This is a genomic window from Streptomyces sp. NPDC006655 (assembly GCF_040703965.1).
Classification (GTDB): domain Bacteria; phylum Actinomycetota; class Actinomycetes; order Streptomycetales; family Streptomycetaceae; genus Streptomyces.
Map to the genome: position 1 here is coordinate 47582 of NZ_JBEYJU010000025.1, position 16879 is coordinate 64460.

At 71.8% G+C, this 16879-nt stretch carries 15 protein-coding genes; 6 read left to right on the top strand and 9 right to left on the bottom strand.

Annotated elements, in window-relative coordinates:
* Window positions 1-12: 12 nt before the first annotated feature.
* Together AB0958_RS16965 and AB0958_RS16970 are read right to left on the bottom strand one after the other, a co-directional pair.
* Complete coding sequence (locus tag AB0958_RS16965; protein ID WP_366891201.1) at window positions 13-519, bottom strand: sigma-70 family RNA polymerase sigma factor; 507 nt, start codon at window positions 517-519, stop codon at window positions 13-15.
* Between the two features lie 75 nt (window positions 520-594).
* The gene (locus tag AB0958_RS16970; protein WP_366891202.1) at window positions 595-1776 is read right to left on the bottom strand and encodes a glycerophosphodiester phosphodiesterase; all 1182 of its coding nucleotides are present in this window, start codon (window positions 1774-1776) and stop codon (window positions 595-597) included.
* Between the two features lie 321 nt (window positions 1777-2097).
* On the opposite strand from AB0958_RS16970, the gene AB0958_RS16975 reads away from it, so the two are divergent.
* Window positions 2098-2769 (top strand): lysophospholipid acyltransferase family protein, encoded by a 672-nt coding sequence (locus tag AB0958_RS16975; protein ID WP_366891203.1) that lies wholly within the window; start codon window positions 2098-2100, stop codon window positions 2767-2769.
* A 191-nt stretch (window positions 2770-2960) separates the two neighbouring features.
* Window positions 2961-4619 (top strand): multicopper oxidase family protein, encoded by a 1659-nt coding sequence (locus AB0958_RS16980; RefSeq protein WP_366891204.1) that lies wholly within the window; start codon window positions 2961-2963, stop codon window positions 4617-4619.
* A gap of 15 nt (window positions 4620-4634) precedes the next feature.
* Here the strand turns inward: AB0958_RS16980 and AB0958_RS16985 are convergent, their stop codons facing one another.
* From AB0958_RS16985 to AB0958_RS17005, 5 genes are all read right to left on the bottom strand, one after another.
* Window positions 4635-6158, bottom strand: coding sequence for an MFS transporter (locus tag AB0958_RS16985; protein ID WP_366891205.1), 1524 nt, complete (start codon window positions 6156-6158; stop codon window positions 4635-4637).
* Window positions 6155-6706: a helix-turn-helix domain-containing protein gene (locus AB0958_RS16990; protein ID WP_366891206.1), complete on the bottom strand. Its 552-nt coding sequence runs from the start codon at window positions 6704-6706 to the stop codon at window positions 6155-6157. Before AB0958_RS16990 ends, AB0958_RS16985 begins: the two co-directional genes overlap by 4 nt.
* Window positions 6707-6813: 107 nt before the next feature.
* A complete protein-coding gene (locus tag AB0958_RS16995) occupies window positions 6814-7785 on the bottom strand; it encodes an aldo/keto reductase (protein ID WP_366891207.1) in 972 nt (323 codons plus the stop codon).
* 187 nt (window positions 7786-7972) lie between these two features.
* A complete protein-coding gene (argH, locus tag AB0958_RS17000) occupies window positions 7973-9406 on the bottom strand; it encodes an argininosuccinate lyase (protein WP_366891208.1) in 1434 nt (477 codons plus the stop codon).
* Between the two features lie 59 nt (window positions 9407-9465).
* Window positions 9466-10659, bottom strand: coding sequence for an argininosuccinate synthase (locus AB0958_RS17005; RefSeq protein ID WP_366891209.1), 1194 nt, complete (start codon window positions 10657-10659; stop codon window positions 9466-9468).
* Window positions 10660-10847: 188 nt separating this feature from the next.
* Between AB0958_RS17005 and AB0958_RS17010 the strand changes: the two genes are divergently transcribed.
* A complete protein-coding gene (locus AB0958_RS17010; protein ID WP_366891210.1) occupies window positions 10848-11726 on the top strand; it encodes a hypothetical protein in 879 nt (292 codons plus the stop codon).
* Window positions 11727-11876: 150 nt separating this feature from the next.
* Complete coding sequence (locus AB0958_RS17015; protein ID WP_366891211.1) at window positions 11877-12581, top strand: L,D-transpeptidase family protein; 705 nt, start codon at window positions 11877-11879, stop codon at window positions 12579-12581.
* Here the strand turns inward: AB0958_RS17015 and AB0958_RS17020 are convergent.
* Entirely contained in the window at window positions 12568-14076 is a 1509-nt protein-coding gene (locus tag AB0958_RS17020; protein WP_366891212.1) for a HAMP domain-containing sensor histidine kinase, read from the bottom strand. The two genes, AB0958_RS17015 and AB0958_RS17020, sit on opposite strands and share 14 nt — an antisense overlap.
* A gap of 5 nt (window positions 14077-14081) precedes the next feature.
* Window positions 14082-14822, bottom strand: coding sequence for a response regulator transcription factor (locus AB0958_RS17025; protein WP_366891249.1), 741 nt, complete (start codon window positions 14820-14822; stop codon window positions 14082-14084).
* Window positions 14823-14973: 151 nt separating this feature from the next.
* Here AB0958_RS17025 and AB0958_RS17030 point away from each other — a divergent pair, with 151 nt between their 5' ends.
* Window positions 14974-16332, top strand: a complete 1359-nt coding sequence (locus AB0958_RS17030) for a ferric reductase-like transmembrane domain-containing protein (RefSeq protein ID WP_366891213.1) — start codon at window positions 14974-14976, stop codon at window positions 16330-16332.
* A 10-nt stretch (window positions 16333-16342) separates the two neighbouring features.
* Entirely contained in the window at window positions 16343-16861 is a 519-nt protein-coding gene (locus AB0958_RS17035) for an FMN-binding protein (RefSeq protein ID WP_366891214.1), read from the top strand.
* Window positions 16862-16879: the final 18 nt, after the last annotated feature.

A 16879-nucleotide genomic window follows, 5' to 3' on the forward strand; every position in this document is an offset into this window, starting at 1 on the left:
TCGTTCCCACTCCTATCCCCGCACTTCGCGGGCCGCAACCTCCGGCGTCAACAATCGACGCAGACATCCCAGACATCTGGAACGTTCCGGTCCAAGGTTGCCCTGTGAGATACCCAACTCCCCCGCGACCTCCCGGTATGTCAGGTCCCGTGGGGAGAACAGGGCCTGGAGAAGGCGGGGGCAGCGGCCGGGCAGACGGACGACCGCGGCGCGCAGGGCGCGGTGGTGGGCGGCCGCGAGGGCGAGTTGCTCCGGGCCGGCCGCGGTGAGGTCGGCCGGTTCGGTGCCGTAGGGCCGTTCATGGCGTGCTCTGCGGCGGATGCGGCGGGACTCCGCGCGGACGGCCCGGCGCAGCCAGTCCTCGGGGGCGCGGGGTGGGCCGTGGGCCGCCAGGCGCTCCAGGAGGCGGAGCCAGACGGTCTGTTCCAGGTCGCCGGGGTCGCTCCCCGAGGCATGTGCCTCGGCGCGGGCCTCGGCGGTGAGCAGCGGGCGCAGGGCGGCGACCAGGTCGTGCGTCATACGCGGAACGACGAGGCCGCCCCGGGGCAGGTTGCCGGGACGGCCGGGAGACACCCCGAACGGGGGGGCGGTGGCTCAGCCGTTGACGAAGTCGGCGCGGGCCAGCAGGGCGGTGTCGGCGTTGTCGGTGAAGACACCGTCGATGCCCGTCGCGAAGTAGGCCTGGAACACGGGGAAGACGTCACCGTAGGCGTCCGCGGCGCTGCCCTTGCGGAAGGCCGGCGGCAGGAACGGGTTCTCGTTGCGCATGGTGTAGGGGTGCAGGACCAGACCGACCTTGTGCGCGTCCGCGACCAGCGTGCTCGGCTCGGTGAGATTGCCGCCCGCGTCCTTCGGGATGATCAGGTCGAGGGTCGGGCCGATGCCCTGCGCGTAACCGGCGATCTCCCGCAGGCCCTTCGGCGTGATCAGGTCGGCGACCGTGCGCGGGTCACCGGTGGCCACGAAGTCGTAGGGCCGGGTGTTCGCGGCGGACAGCAGCACGACCAGCGGGTTGTCGACCAGCGTGTTCAGGCGCTGGATGCTGGTCGGCTCGAAGGACTGCAGGATGACCGGCGAGTTCCGCTTGTCCTTGCCGTACTTGCGCAGCAGCTTGGCGACCCGCTCCTCCAGACCGAGGCCGAGCCCGCGGAAGTAGGTGGGGTGCTTGGTCTCGGGGTAGATCCAGACCTGCTTGCCACGCCTGCGGGTCTGCTCGTCCTGCCACGTGAGGACTTCCTCGAAGGTGGGGATCTCCCAGCGGCCGTTGTAGAGCGTGTTGTGCGGGCGGTTGGCGGGGATGCGCTCGACCGCCCGCAGCCTCTTCAGCTCGGCGAGCGTGAAGTCCTCGGTGAACCAGCCGGTCGTGGGGACGCCGTCCAGCGACTTGGTGGTCCTGCGGTCGGCGAACTCCTTGTGGTCGGCGACGTCCGTGGTGCCGCCGATCTCGGGCTCGTGACGGCAGACCAGGTGGCCGTCCCTGGTGGGGACCAGGTCGCCGGCCTCCACGACGTCGGCGCCGAGGTCGAGGGCCAGGTCGTAGGAGCCGAAGGTGTGCTCCGGGCGATAGCCGCTGGAACCCCGGTGACCGATGATCGTCGGCTTCGGGAGGCTCTTGAGGCCGCCGCCGTGTCCGGCCTGCCTGGCCTCGGCCGCTCTGGCCGTGCCCGAGAGTCCGAGGACCGCTCCGCCGGCGCCGAGCACCGCGGCGCCGAGCAGCGCCCGCCGCCCGGTCGCGCCGGTCGTCTGGGTCCGCTCGTTCGAGTCGTTGTTGTCCATGAGCGCTCTCCTGCCGTCCGCCCTTTCGAATGCGGGCCGATCGTAGGGGTGCGGACGTGGCCGAAGGGAGACCGCCGGCCCAACGGCCGGGTGACGCCGTATGGCCGCTGGACGGCGGGCATGCCGGACCGTCGGCGATTTCCGTCACATGGCCGCCGCCCGGTGGAGGCGTGCCGCCGGGACGCCACCGCAGGTAAACCAGCGTCAACACTACGTAAGACCTCGGTGAACCGGCCGCACCCGATGTGCGCTTCCCACGGAGCCGCGAGTAATGTCCTCACCTGCACAGACTCATACCGCCACTCGACATCGGAGGACCCGTTGTCCCGCTTCGCGCTCATCAAGGCAGTGCTCGGACCGATCATGCGCCTGATGTTCCGCCTCCGGGCGGAGGGCGTGGAGCACATCCCGGGGGACGGTCCGGTCATCCTCGCCGGCAACCACCTGACCTTCATCGACTCGATGATCCTGCCGCTGGTCAGCAAGCGGCAGGTGTTCTTCATCGGCAAGGACGAGTACGTCACCGGGAAGGGCCTCAAGGGCCGGCTGATGGCCTGGTTCTTCACCGGTGTCGGCATGATCCCGGTGGACCGGGACGGTGCGAGCGGCGGGGTCGCCGCGCTGATGACCGGCAAGCGGGTCCTGGACGAGGGCAAGATCTTCGGTATCTACCCGGAGGGCACCCGCTCCCCCGACGGCCGGCTGTACCGGGGCCGTACCGGCATCGCGCGGCTGACGCTGATGACCGGCGCGCCCGTGGTGCCGTTCGCGATGATCGGCACGGACAAGCTCCAGCCCGGCGGCAAGGGCATCCCGCGGCCCGGCAAGGTGACCGTGCGGTTCGGCGAGGCGATGGAGTTCTCCCGGTACGAGGGGATGGACCGGGACCGCTACGTGCTGCGGGCCGTGACCGACTCCGTGATGGCCGAGGTCATGCGGCTGTCCGGTCAGGAGTACGTGGACATGTACGCCACGAAGGCGAAGGCCGCCTGAGCACGGGTGAGCGTCTGACACTCTTTCGGGGGATGGGCACGGACCGTGGGTCCGTGCCCTTTTGTCTGCCATCCGCCTGACATCTGCCCGGGGTTGTCCGGCGTCCGCCTGCCGGTGGAATCTGGCCCGACACTTCGGTCATTCCCTCGCATTTACCTGGCATATGAGCACACAGCATGTCTTATTCAGATATGCAGAAACCTTCTCGGCGTACCCTGCTCCGTGCTCCGTTCGCTGCCGCAGGCGCGGGGCTCCTGGCGTCATGTTCCGACTCCGGCTCCGAACCCCGCTCCGGCCCGCGGCACCCGGCCGGCACCGCAGCGTTCGTCCCCCAGGGACCCAAGGGGTATGTCAACCCGTCGGACCCGGAGGTGCTCGCGGCCGAGCGCAAGCGCGGCTCCGGGCCGGTGCGCATGGTCAGGTTGACGGCCGCCGAGAGCATGCTGGACCTGGGCGGACGGTCCGTGCACAGCTGGGCGTACAACGAGTCGGTGCCGGGGCCGCTGGTGCGGGTCACCGCCGGTGACGTCCTGAGCCTGACCCTCGGCAACCGGCTGGTCGAGAAGACCACTCTGCACGCCCACGGGGTGCGGCTGCGCTGCGACATGGACGGCGCCCCGGACCTGACCCAGGCCCCCATCGCGCCGGGCACGGACTTCGTCTACCGCTTCACCGCCGCCCACCCGGGGACGTACCTGCTCCACTCGCACGTCGGCATGCAGCCCGACCGCGCCCTGTACGCGCCGTTCATCGTCGACGACCCGAGGGAACCGCTCAAGTACGACAAGGAATGGATCGTCGTCCTGGACGACTGGCTCGACGGCGTCGAGGGCTCCAACCCCGAACAGGTGCTCGAACAGCTCAAGCCGGGCGGTGGCATGAAGATGGGGACGGGCATGGGGATGGGCCCGGCCGGTCACAGCGCCGGCCCGCACGGATCGGCGAGTGCTTCCGCGTCGCGGTCCGGGTCGCCGTCGGCGGCGTCGTCCGGGGCCAGGCGCGCGACGGGTCCGGACCGGGTGCTGCGTGACTCCCACAGCCGCCTGCTCCACGGTGAGGGCGGCAACGTCGCCTACCCCCACTACCTGATCAACGGACGGCTGCGCACCGACCCCTCCGTCTTCCGCTGCCGCCCCGGCGACCGCATCCGGATCCGGATCATCAACGCGGGCTCCGAGACGGCGTTCCGGGTGGCGCTCGGTGACCACCCCATGACGATCACCCACACCGACGGCTACCCCGTGCAGCACAAGCGGACCGACGCGCTGCTCATCGGCATGGCCGAGCGGTACGACGTGCTGGTCACCGCCAAGGACGGGGTCTTCCCCCTGGTCGCGCTCGCCGAGGGCAAGAAGGGCAAGGGGGTGGCGATCCTGCGGACCGACAAGGGAAGAAACCTTCCGGCGCCGGACGCCCGTCCGGACGAACTCGACCGCGAGATCGTGCCGGCGCGCCGGCTGCTGCCCGCCGACTCCGTCGCCATGGACGACCGGGTTCCCGACCGTGATCTGCGGATCAGGATCACCGGCACGATGCAGCGTTACGACTGGGGGTTCGACCACAAGCCGTACGACGTGCGGGAACGGCATGCGGTGCGGGCCGGTGAGCGGGTGCGGCTGACGCTCCTCAACGCGACCGACATGTGGCATCCGATGCACCTGCACGGGCACACCTTCTCGGTCAACGGGATCAGCTCGGCCGGGGCGCGCAAGGACACCACGATCGTGCTGCCGCACCGCAAGCTCGTGCTGGACTTCGACGCCGACAACCCCGGCTTGTGGATGCTGCACTGTCACAACCAGTACCACTCGGAGAGCGGGATGATGACGGTGCTGGGGTACCAGAGGTGAGGTGCCGGTGGTTCCCTACGCGGCGCCTTCCAGTCGCTGTCCCTTGAGCAGGAACCACGCTGCCGCCGCCGTCGCCAGGAGGACTGCCGCTCCTGCTCCTGACGCCAGGTGGAGGCCGTGCACGAAGGAGTCGCGGGCCGCCGTCAGCATGTCGGTGGCCGCCGGCGAGGGCATGGTCCTCGCCGCCTCCACCGCCGCTCCGAGGGACTCGTGGGCGGCGGCCGGGGTGCCCGTGGGGCCCGGGAAACCGCGGTAGACGCCCATCACGATGGAACCGAGCAGGGCGATGCCCAGCGCCGCGCCCAGTTCGTACGCCGTCTCGGAGACCGCGGAGGCGGCACCCGCCTGGTTCTTGGGGACGCTGGAGAGGATCACGTCCGCCGTGACCGTGAAGGAGAAGCCCGCGCCGACGCCCACCACCAGGAGGGCGGCGCCGAGAACCGGGTAACCGGTGGACCGCGACAGGGTCGTCAGCGCGGCCAGCGCCACGCCCACGGCCGCCAGACCGCCGGAGACCACCAGCCGTACCGAGTGGCGGCGGGCCGCGCGGCCGGCCACCAGGCCCGCCCCCACCGCACCGACGGCGGCCGGAAGTTCGGCCAGGCCGGCCTCGAACGGCGGCCTGCCCTGCACCAGTTGCAGGTACTGGGAGAGGAAGAACACCAGGCCCGACATGCCGAGCACGGTCAGCAGGTCGGCGAGCACGGCGCCGCTGAAGCCGCGGCTGCGGAACAACCGCATGTCCAGCAGGGGCCTGGGCATGGTGAGCTGACGGCGGACGAAGCCGTGGAGAGCGGCGGCGCCGAGCACGGCGGCCGCGCCGGTGACCGCGGTCAGGCCGTGGGCCGCCGCCTCCTTCACCGCGTAGACGAGGGCGATCATGCCGACGAGCGACAGGACGACGCTGATCAGGTCCCAGGGCCCGGGGTCGGGGTTGCGGGACTCGGGGAGCGTGCGGATGCCGACGAGGACCAGGACGACCATCACCGGCAGGTTGATCAGGAAGACCGAGCCCCACCAGAAGTGTTCGAGCAGGAAACCGCCCACGATCGGGCCGACGGCGGTACCGGCCGAGGCCGCCGCGCCCCAGACGCCGACGGCGAGGCTGCGCTCGCGCGGGTCGTGGAAGAGGTTGCGGATCAGGGCGAGGGTCGCCGGCATCAGGGTCGCGCCCGCGACACCCAGCAGGGCGCGGGCGGCGATCATCATCCCGGGTGTGGTCGCGTAGGCGTTCAGTACGGACACCGCGCCGAACGCCGTCGCGCCGCAGAGCAGGATCCGCTTGCGGCCGATGCGGTCGCCGAGACTTCCCATGGAGACCAGCAGACCGGCGATGACGAACGAGTAGACGTCACCGATCCACAGCAGCTGGGTGCCGGACGGGTCGAGGTCTTCGCTGATGTAGGGGGTCGCGAGGCCGAGGACGGTGGCGTCGACGGCCACCAGCAGCACGGCGAGCACGAGCACGCAGAGCGCGAGCCACCGGCCCGGGCGCTTCTCCGTCTCCGTGGCGACCGCCGGCTGCAGGGCGCTGGTCATGGTTCCTCTCTTCTTCGTGCGCCGCCGAGCAGCAGCTCGACGATCATGTGGGTGAAGTCCTTGGGAGCGACACGCCCCTCGGAGACCGCCCAGGCCGCGGAGGCCAGCAGGCCGTACAGCGCCTCGGTGAGCCAGGCAGGCGTGAGGTCGATGCGGAACTCGCCGCCGCGCTGCCCGCGCCGGAAGAGGGCCGCGATGCGGTCGTCGATCCGGGTCCAGCCCGCGTTCTGCCCGTCGCCTTCGAACAGCTGGTTCTCGGTGTAGAGGAAGGCCAGCAGGCCGGCGGCCGGTTCGATCTCGCGGACCAGGCGGCGCACGGCGTCGGCCGCCGGCCCCTCGTCGAGGCGGGCCGCGTCCAGGGCCGCCTCGCACTCCGCGATACCGAGCGCCTCCAGCGCGCGGACCAGCGCGTCCCGGCCCGCGAAGTGCCGGTGCAGCGTGGCCCGGCTGATCCCGGCGGCCTTGGCGACCTCGTCCATGGTCGCCGTGGACTTGCGGGTCAGCAGGGCGGCGGCGCTGCGGAGGACGTGGTCACGATCGAGGGGCATGAGACGAGAGTAGCGCAGATGAGACAGATTTGTCTCACGACGGGCATGCGTGACTCATGGGTGGTAGGCAGGAGGGCTCGCGGGGGGGTGTCCGGGACCTCTGCGGCTCAGTGCCAGGGCAGGCTGCCGCGGTGCTCCCAGTAGGCCCGGGGGTCCTCGGCGAGGGCGGCGAGGCGGGTCAGCTGGTTCTCGTCCAGGTCGACCACGGCCGCGTGCAGGTTGGAGGCCAGCTGGGCGAGTGTCGCCGCGCCGGACAGGACGACTCCGGCCCAGGGCCGGCGCAGCACGAACGCGAGCGCCACGGCGTCACAGCCGAGGCCGGTCTCCTCGGCCACGGCGCGTACCGCGTCGGGGGCGTGCGGGGCGGCGAGCCGGCCGTTGGCCATGCCCTCCTTCACGATCACCGTCAGTCCGGCCTCGTGCGCCTCGGCCAGGGCGGCGGCCGCCGAGGTCTCCAGGACGTTGAACGTCGACTGGACCGTACGGAAGAGGGGCTCGCCCTCGACCGTGACGGCGAGGGCGGCCCGGATGGCGTCGGCCTGGGCCGGGCCGCTCGTGGAGAAGCCGACGGTGAGGCCGCCGGCCGCCGCTTCGGCGAGGCGGGCGTGGAGGTCCTTGTCGGTGAGGGCGGGACTGTCCGGGGTCACCGAGTGGATCTGGTAGAGGTCGAGCCGGTCACCGAGGAGTTCCGCGGTCTCGGCGCGCTGACGGTCATAGGTCTCGACGCTGTGGTCCTTGACCTCGTGCTTCTCGGCGTCCGTGGTCCAGTCGGCGGTGTAGGTGTAGCCCCACTTGCTGCCGACGACCACGTCGGTGAGGTCCGGTCGGGCCTTGAGCCAGTCGGCGAGGAACTCCTCGCTGCGGCCGTAGGAGCGGGCGACGTCGACGTAGCGGACGCCCTGGGCGTAGGCGGCGTCGAGGAGTTCGTGGGTGCGGACGCGGAGGGCTTCCACACTGCGGTTCCCGCCGAGGTCCGCCTCGCGGCCGAGATTGATGTAGCCGGGGCGGCCGACCGCGGCGAGGCCCAGGCCGAGGTGGCAGGTGGGAGTGGTCGCTGTTGCCAGTCGGGCGAAGGGCATCGCGGGTTCCGTTTCGGTCGGCCTCGGACAGGACTTCGACCAACGTAACCCGCGACGACCTTTGGTTCGCCGTTCAGCTCGGAGGTTCGGCGCGTTTGCGGACAAGGGTGCGCTGTGGTTGGTCGCGCAGTTCCTCCCCCAGCCTTCGGCCGGGGGTACCCCCAGCGCCCCTGACGGGGCGCTTGCCTTACGCCTGCTTCTTGGCCGCCGCCCACTGGTGTTGGGTCGCCACGTTCGCCTTGACCTCGGCCAGCTGGACGGCCACGGCGCTCGGGGCCGTGCCGCCGCGGCCGTTGCGGGAGGCGAGGGCGCCGGGGACGTTGAGGACCGTGCGCACCTCGGGGGTCAGGTGGGCGGAGATCTTCGCGAACTGGTCGTCCGTCAGTTCGTCCAGTTCCTTGTCCTCGGCCTCCGCGGCCTTCACGCACTCGCCGGCGACCTCGTGGGCCACCCGGAACGGCACACCCCGCTTGACCAGCCACTCGGCGATGTCGGTGGCGAGGGAGAAGCCGGCCGGGGCCAGTTCCTCCATGCGCTCGCGGTGGACGGTGAGGGTGGTCATCATGCCGGTGAAGGCGGGGAGCAGAACCTCCAGCTGGTCGCAGGAGTCGAAGACCGGCTCCTTGTCCTCCTGGAGGTCGCGGTTGTAGGCGAGGGGCAGCGCCTTCAGGGTCGCCAGGAGGCCGGTGAGGTTGCCGATCAGGCGGCCCGACTTGCCGCGCGCCAGCTCCGCGATGTCCGGGTTCTTCTTCTGGGGCATGATCGACGAGCCGGTGGAGAAGGCGTCGTGCAAGGTCACGAAGGAGAACTCCTTCGTGTTCCAGATGATGACCTCCTCGGCGATCCGGGAGAGGTTCACGCCGATCATCGCGGTGATGAAGGCGAACTCCGCCACGAAGTCGCGGGAGGCCGTGCCGTCGATGGAGTTGCCGACGCTGCCGTGCTCGAAGCCGAGGTCGGCCGCCACCGCCTCCGGGTCCAGGCCCAGGGAGGAACCGGCGAGCGCGCCGGACCCGTACGGGGAGACCGCCGTGCGCTCGTCCCACTGGCGCAGCCGCTCCGCGTCCCGGGACAGGGACTGGACGTGGGCCAGCACATGGTGGGCGAAGAGGACCGGCTGGGCGTGCTGGAGGTGGGTGCGGCCGGGCATCGCCACGTCCGGGTGGGCCTCGGCGAGCCCGATCAGGGCGTCCTGGAGGTCGGCGATCAGACCGCCGATCACCCGGGCGTGGTCCCGGAGGTACATCCGGAAGAGGGTCGCCACCTGGTCGTTGCGGGAGCGGCCGGCGCGCAGCTTGCCGCCGAGGTCCGGGCCGAGGCGCTCCAGGAGGCCCCGCTCCAGGGCGGTGTGGACGTCCTCGTCGGCGATCGTGCCCACGAAGGAGCCGGCGGCGACGTCGGCCTCCAGCTGGTCCAGGCCCGCGATCATGCGCTGGAGCTCGTCCTCGGTGAGCAGGCCCGCCTTGTGCAGCACCCGGGCGTGGGCGCGGGAACCGGCGATGTCGTAGGGCGCGAGCCGCCAGTCGAAGTGGACGGACGCGGACAGCTTCGCCAGGGCCTCGGCGGGACCGTCGGCGAAACGGCCGCCCCAGAGCCGTACGTCACCGCTGTTGCTGCTCACTTGCGTTGCTCCTAGAGAGGGTTGACGGGTGGCCCGGATCCTTGCGGATCCATGCCTGGCTATGCCTGGTCTCGCTTGGCCGCGATCTTCGACGACAGGCTGTAGATGTCGATGAAGCCCTTGGCCGCGGCCTGGTCGAAGGTGTCGCCGGTGTCGTAGGTGGCGAGGTTGAAGTCGTAGAGGGAGGACTCGGAACGGCGGCCGGTGACGACCGCGCGGCCGCCGTTCAGGGTCATCCGGATGTCGCCGGTGACATGCTGGTTCGCCTCGTTGACGAACCCGTCCAGGGCGCGCTTGAGCGGGGAGAACCACTGGCCGTCGTAGACGAGTTCGCCCCAGCGCTGTTCCACCTGCCGCTTGTACCGGGCGAGTTCGCGCTCGACGGTGACGTTCTCCAGCTCCTGGTGGGCGGTGATCAGCGCGATCGCGCCCGGAGCCTCGTACACCTCGCGGGACTTGATGCCGACGAGGCGGTCCTCGACCATGTCGATGCGGCCGACGCCCTGGGCGCCCGCGCGCTCGTTGAGTTCCTGGATCGCCTGGAGCACGGTGACCGCCCTGCCGTCGACGGCGACCGGGACGCCCGCGTCGAAGGTGACGACCACCTCGTCGGCCTCGCGCGGGGTGGCCGGGTTCCGGGTGTACTCGTAGATGTCCTCGATCGGGCCGTTCCAGATGTCCTCCAGGAAGCCCGTCTCCACGGCGCGCCCGAAGACGTTCTGGTCGATGGAGTACGGGGACTTCTTGGTGGTCGCGATCGGCAGGTTCTTCGCCTCGCAGAAGGCGATGGCCCTGTCCCGGGTCATCGCGTAGTCGCGGACCGGGGCGATGCAGGTGAGGTCGGGGGCGAGGGCGACGATGCCGGCCTCGAAGCGGACCTGGTCGTTGCCCTTGCCGGTGCAGCCGTGGGCGACCGTGGTGGCGCCGTGCTTGCGGGCGGCGGCGACCAGGTGCTTGACGATCGCCGGCCGGGAGAGCGCGGAGACCAGCGGGTAGCGGTCCATGTAGAGGGCGTTGGCCTTGATCGCCGGGAGGCAGTACTCCTCGGCGAACTCGTCCCTGGCGTCGGCGACCTCGGCCTCGACCGCCCCGCAGGCGAGGGCCCGCTTGCGGATGACGTCCAGGTTCTCGCCACCCTGGCCGACGTCCACCGCGACGGCGATGACCTCGGCGTTCGTCTCCTCGGCGATCCAGCCGATGGCGACGGAGGTGTCCAGCCCGCCCGAGTAGGCGAGTACGACGCGCTCGGTCATGGGTCCCTCCTCCCGTACATCCGCTTGCTATGCATGAGTATGCAGAGCTATGCATGATTCGTCAATCCACTGGGATCGCGGACGGATTCTCAGAAAGCTTTGAACAAACGAAACCGCTTACCCGTACCCATGCCTGAACGCCGGCGCCGCGTTGGTAAACCCACCTCTGACCCAAGTGAGGCATCCGCATGTCCAGGGCTCTCCCCAAGTACAACAAGCGTCGTGTCGCGTTCATCGGCGGCGCCGCCGCGGTGGCGCTGTCCGGTGCGGTCATCGCCGGTTCGGCCCTGGCCGGAACGCCGGACAAGAGCAGCGACACCAGCAATGCCCGCACCTTCGCGGCCTCGCCCGGCACGATCACCTGCCCGGACGTCGCCTCCAAGCTGCCGGCGGTCCCCGCCACCGCGAAGGCCGAGGTCGACCGCAACCTCGCGCTCCTCCAGACGCAGATCCAGGAGGCCAACAAGCGGCTGGTCGACACCGTGGGCCAGGGCGGGCCCAACTTCGTGAACAACGCGATCCTCGGTCCCCTCAAGGACAAGCGCGTCGCGACGGTCAACAGGATCGCGACGGCGATCGGCCGCACGGCCGCCAAGCCGGCCGGTCTGGACGCGCTGGCGCCCTGCGCCCTGAACGCGGGCGGCACGAACACGAACACCGGCACCGGCACCGGCACCGCGACGGGCTCGACCGCGGCGTCCGCCGCGCCCGGCACGGCGGCCAACCAGCAGCAGTCGACCGGCAACGCCGGGAAGAACACCGGCAACAGCGCGGTGGGCACGATCAGCTGCCCGGACGTCGCCTCGAAGCTGCCGGCGGTCCCCGCCACCGCGCAGGCGGAGGTCACCCGCAACCTCGCGCTCCTCCAGACGCAGATCCAGGAGGCCAACAACCGGCTCCGGAGCACGGTCGGCCAGGGCGGCCCGAACTTCGTGCAGAACGCGATCCTCGGCCCGCTGGCGGACAAGCGGAAGTCGACCATCGACCGGATCGCCATCTCGATCGGCCGTACCGCCGCCAAGCCCACCGGCCTCGACTCCCTGGCCGCCTGCACGCTCACCAAGTGACGTGACAGGCAGCCGTGGCCGCCCCGCGTACAGCGCCGGCCGGGGCGGCCACGGTGACGTGTCAGGCGACGGACGGTCCCCGGCGCCGCGGTGCGCCCGGACGGCCCACCCGGGCTGCCCACGCCGCCGCCCGCGCCTACGGTCTGAGCCATGCGCCCCGGCCGCCTCCACGCCCTCGTCTCCGCCTCCCTGCTGCTGCTCGGCGCGGCTCCGGGGACCGGGGACCCCTCGCCACTGCCCGCCCTGCTGGCCGACACGGGCGGCGGCAGCCAGCTGATCACCGCCGAGGCGTCCGCGCCGGGTGCGACCTCCGGGACCCTGACCTGGTGGGAGCGCCGGGGCGGCGCGTGGGTGAAGGAGGGCTCCGCCGCCGCCCGGTTCGGGGCGAACGGCCTGGTCGAGGGGGCCGCACGGAAGCAGGGCACGAACACGACCCCCACCGGGCTGTACGACCTCCCGTTCGGCTTCGGACTACGGGCGGCGCCGACCGGGACGTCGGTCGCGTACCGGCGGGTGAGCGCGGACTCCTGGTGGTGCCAGGACGACGACTCGGCCTCCTACAACCGCTGGGTGGAGCCCTTGCCGGGCGACTGCCGGGCCGCGGAGTCGGAGCGGTTGTCGTCGTACCCGACGCCGTACGCCTACGCGCTGGTGATCGGGTTCAACTACCGGAAGCCGGTGCGGGGCCGGGGGGCCGGAATCTTCCTCCACGTCAACGGGGCGGGGGCGACCGCCGGATGTGTGTCGGTGCCCCGGGACGCGATGCGGCGGATCCTTCAGTGGGTCGACCCGCGGAAGGGGCCGCACATCGCTGTGGGGACCGCGACCGGGGACACGGCGCTCACTCGGTACTGACCGCCCTGCGCCCCTGGGGGGCAGGGGTCGCAGGCAGTTCCACCGTGAACGTGGTCGCACCCGGACGGCTCCGCAGGGTCACCGTTCCCGCGTGCGCCTCCACCACCGCCGCCACGATCGACAGCCCCAGGCCCGCTCCTGCCCCTGTCGCGTCCTGGCGGCGGCGGTGTTCCGCCCTGGTGAAGCGTTCGAAGACGCCCGGCTGGACGTCGGCCGGGATGCCGGGACCGTCGTCGTGGACGTGCAGGACGGCCCGTCCGCCGTCCGTCTCCAGGGTCACCGTCACCTTCGTACCGGCCGGTGTGTGCAGGCGCGCGTTGGCCAGCAGGTTGGCCAGCACCTGGTGGAGGCGGTGGGTGTCGCCCGGGACCGTGACCGGGTCCTCCGGAAGGTCCAGGGACCATCGGTGGTCCGGGCCGGCGGCGCGGGCGTCCGTCACCGCGTCCAGGACCAGTCGGGTGAGGTCCACCGGGGTGCGTTCGAGGGGACGGCCCGCGTCCAGGCGGGCCAGCAGGAGAAGGTCGTCGACCATCTCGCCCATGCGCGCGGACTCGGCGGCGATGCGTTCCAGGGCCCGGGTGATCTCGGGCGGCACCGGGCCGGGATGGAACAGGGCGAGTTCCGCGTGGCCGCGGACCGAGGCGACCGGGGTGCGCAGTTCGTGGCTGGCGTCGGCGGCGAAGGTCCGCAGACGCTCCTCGCTCGCGTGGCGTTTGGTGAGGGCGTCCTCGACGTGACCGAGCATGCGGTTGAAGGCGGTGGCCACCCGGCCGACCTCGCCGCGGGGGTCGGACTCGGGCGCCCGGGGCGGCAGTGCCACCTCGCCGCTGGCGAGGGGCAGCTCGCTGACCCTGGTGGCGGTGGCCGCGACCCGGCTCAGGGGGCGCAGGGACCAGCGGACCCAGAGGGCGCCGGCCACCCCGGCCACGACCAGGGCGAGGCCGAAGACCACCGCGGCGACCAGTTCCAGGCGGTGCACGGTCGCGTGCACCGGCTCCAGGGGCAGACCGGTCATCAGGACGTCGCCGTCGAGGCCGGTCCAGGCCACGATCCGGTAGTCGCCGATCGAGCGCAGGCGGACGGTGTGTCCCCTGCCGTTCGCCGGCACCTCGGCCAGAGCCGTGCGGTCGCGTGCGGTGAGACCGACGGTCAGGTCCGGATCGTCGTCGGCGGGGATCAGGGCCGCGTTGGTGATCCGGCCGTTCACCAGGCGCGCGCCGAAGGTGCCGGCGGCCTGGCGGCGGGTGTCGCCGTGCTCGTCGCCGTCCCGGTCGCTGGGTTTGATCCTGCCGTGTTCGAGGGACTGCGGGAAGCTCGGCCCGCTCTGCTGCAGCTGCTGGTCGACGCGGCCGGTGAGGAAGCCGTTCAGCTCGACCACCGCGGCGACGCCGACGGCCGCGCAGCTCACAGCCAGCAGCACCACCAGGCCCGCGGTGAGGCGGGCCCGCAGGGTGCGGGGGAAGCGGGGGCGGGGCAGGTGCCGTAGCCGTCGCAAGGGGTTCACCTGGTCACCGGTTTGAGGACGTAGCCCGCGCCGCGCACCGTGTGGATCATGGGATCGCGGCCCGCGTCCACCTTCTTGCGCAGGTAGGAGATGTACAGCTCGACGACATGGGCCCGGCCGCCGAAGTCGTAGGACCAGACCCGGTCGAGGATCTGGGCCTTGCTGAGCACGCGGCGCGGGTTGCGCATCAGGAAGCGGAGGAGTTCGAACTCGGTCGGGGACAGCTCGATCAGTTCACCGGCCCGGGTGACCTCGCGGGCCTCCTCGTCCATGGTGAGGTCGCCGACCGTGAGCCGGGGCCCGTCCTCCTGCTGGCGGGCCATGCCGGCACGGCGCAGCAGGCCGCGCAGCCGGGCGACGACCTCCTCCAGGCTGAACGGCTTGGTGACGTAGTCGTCACCGCCCGCGGTGATACCGGCGATCCGGTCCTCGACGGCGTCCCGGGCGGTGAGGAAGAGCACACAGACGTCCGGCTTGACCTGGTGCAGCGAGCGCAGCACGGCGAAGCCGTCGGTGTCCGGGAGCATCACGTCGAGGACCACCGCGTCCGGCATCAGCTCCTGCGCCGCGGTCAGCGCGCTCGCGCCGTCGCCCGCGGCGCGGACCTGCCAGCCCTCATAGCGCAGGGCGCCGGTGAGCACCTCCGCGAGGTCGGGGTCGTCGTCGACGACGAGGACGCGCAGCGGGGTGCCGTCGGGTCGGGTGAGGGCGGGGCGCCCGGAACGGGTGGTGTTCATCGCGTCCACCAGCATCTCTCCTCCGGGCGCCGAGCAGTGCCCGCGGGTGCTGTGAGTTTCCTCTGAGTGGGCCGGGACGGGGCCCGCTCAGAGGTCCCTCAGAGGTTCGCGCTGCACAGTGGGCGTCCTGACCGGAGAAAGGACGCCTCTCATGACGACCGTGGACGAACGGCGCACGGCCCCGGCCGCGCACGCCGTGGCCACGCGCCGCTCCCCCGCCGTCGCGGTGCTCACCGTGCTGTGGGCCGGGGCGGCGGCCGTGCTCGCGCTGTGGTGGTCCGACACCGGGTCGATCGTCGGTGCCGCGGGCTGGCTGACGGGGGCCGGGCGGATCGCCGGACTGCTGTGCGGGTACGCCTGCGCGGTGCTGGTGGCGCTGATGGCCCGGGTGCCGCTGCTGGAGGTCCGGGTCGGGTCGGACCGGGTGGCCCGCTGGCACGCGATGGCCGGCCGGTACACGGTGTGCCTGCTGGTCGCGCATGTCGTACTGATCCTCACCGGGTACGCGGCCCAGGACCACGCCGGGGTCGTCCGCGAGGCGGTCGACGTCGTCCTGCACTATCCGGAGATGCTCAAGGCGACCGCCGGCACGGCGATCCTCTTCGCGGTCGGCATCACCTCGGCGCGTGCGGTGCGCCGTCGTACCAGCTACGAGTTCTGGTACTACGTCCACCTGCTGACGTACGCGGCCGTCTTCCTCGCCTTCGGCCACCAGCTGGCGCTCGGCAACGACCTGAACGGCAAGCCGGTCGCCACCGCCTTCTGGTACGCGCTGTACCTGGGGGCCGCGGCCCTGGTGCTGTGGTTCCGGGTGCTGGCGCCGGTCCGGCTCAATCTCCGGCACCGGTTGCGGGTGGAGTCCGTGCAGCAGGAGGCGCCCGGCGTGTACTCGGTCGTGATCCGAGGGCGGCGGATCGACGAACTGGGCGCGCAGGCAGGGCAGTTCTTCCGCTGGCGCTTCTTCGGCGGGGACGGCATGGGCTGGACGTCGACGCCCTACTCGCTGTCCGCGCCGCCGCGCGGCGACCTGCTGCGGATCACCGTCAAGGCGCTCGGCGACCACAGCGCGGCCGTGCCGCTGCTGCGGCCCGGCACCCGGGTGTGGGCGGAGGGTCCGTACGGCTCCCTCACCGCCGACCGGGCCACCGCCCGGCGCTCCCTGCTGATCGCGGCCGGTGTCGGCGTCACCCCGCTGCGGGCGCTGTTCGAGACGCTGCCCGGCGAGGTCACCCTGCTCTACCGGGCCCGCACGGCGGAGGACCTGGCGCTGGGCGGCGAGCTGGAGGCGATCGCGCGGTGGCGGGGGGCCCGGGTGCTCTACGCCCTCAACGGCCCGCGGGGCGAACGCCCCGCCCTGACGCCGGAGGCGCTGCGCGCCGGCTTCCCCGGCCTCGCCGCGCACGACGTCTACCTCTGCGGTCCGCACGGCTTCGCCCAGGAGATGTACACGGCGCTGCGGGCCGCCGGGGTGCCCGACCGCCGTATCCACCACGAGTCCTTCGAGCTGTGAGGCCGCTGCCGTGCACGCACTGAACAAGAACCGCCCGCTGCGCCGGGTCATGCTGGCGAGTGCCACGACCGTCTCCGGGATCGTGCTGCTGCTGGCGCTGAAGCCGCACACCGGCCCGACGGTGATCACGGACTCGGCGGCTCCGGCGCCGTCCAGCAGCGCGAGCGCCACACCGGGTGCGACTGCCGGCTCCGGCACCGCTTCCGGTTCCGGTTCCGGCAAGTCGGGCAAGTCCGGGAGCGCCAGTACCGGCACCAAGACCGTCACCGGGAACACCGTGCAGACCCGCTGGGGGCCCGTCCAGGTCCGGGTGACCGTCAGGAGCGGCAAGATCACCGACGTGACGGCCGTCCAGTACCCGCAGGACAACCCGCGCGACCAGCAGATCAACAGCTACGCCCTGCCGCAGTTGCGCAGCGAGGCGCTGGCGGCGCAGAGCGCGAGCATCGACACCGTCTCCGGGGCCACCTACACCAGCGAGGGTTACCAGCAGTCACTCCAGTCCGCACTCGACTCCGCGGGACTCTGAACAATCAGGCGCTACGGC

Coding starts and splice junctions, on each gene's coding strand:
- AB0958_RS16965 (WP_366891201.1), bottom strand. CDS start 519: ATGACGCACGACCTGGTCGCCGCCCTGCGCCCGCTGCTCACCGCCGAG.
- AB0958_RS16970 (WP_366891202.1), bottom strand. CDS start 1,776: ATGGACAACAACGACTCGAACGAGCGGACCCAGACGACCGGCGCGACC.
- AB0958_RS16980 (WP_366891204.1), top strand. CDS start 2,961: ATGCAGAAACCTTCTCGGCGTACCCTGCTCCGTGCTCCGTTCGCTGCC.
- AB0958_RS16985 (WP_366891205.1), bottom strand. CDS start 6,158: ATGACCAGCGCCCTGCAGCCGGCGGTCGCCACGGAGACGGAGAAGCGC.
- AB0958_RS16990 (WP_366891206.1), bottom strand. CDS start 6,706: ATGCCCCTCGATCGTGACCACGTCCTCCGCAGCGCCGCCGCCCTGCTG.
- AB0958_RS16995 (WP_366891207.1), bottom strand. CDS start 7,785: ATGCCCTTCGCCCGACTGGCAACAGCGACCACTCCCACCTGCCACCTC.
- AB0958_RS17005 (WP_366891209.1), bottom strand. CDS start 10,659: ATGACCGAGCGCGTCGTACTCGCCTACTCGGGCGGGCTGGACACCTCC.
- AB0958_RS17010 (WP_366891210.1), top strand. CDS start 10,848: ATGTCCAGGGCTCTCCCCAAGTACAACAAGCGTCGTGTCGCGTTCATC.
- AB0958_RS17015 (WP_366891211.1), top strand. CDS start 11,877: ATGCGCCCCGGCCGCCTCCACGCCCTCGTCTCCGCCTCCCTGCTGCTG.
- AB0958_RS17025 (WP_366891249.1), bottom strand. CDS start 14,822: ATGAACACCACCCGTTCCGGGCGCCCCGCCCTCACCCGACCCGACGGC.
- AB0958_RS17030 (WP_366891213.1), top strand. CDS start 14,974: ATGACGACCGTGGACGAACGGCGCACGGCCCCGGCCGCGCACGCCGTG.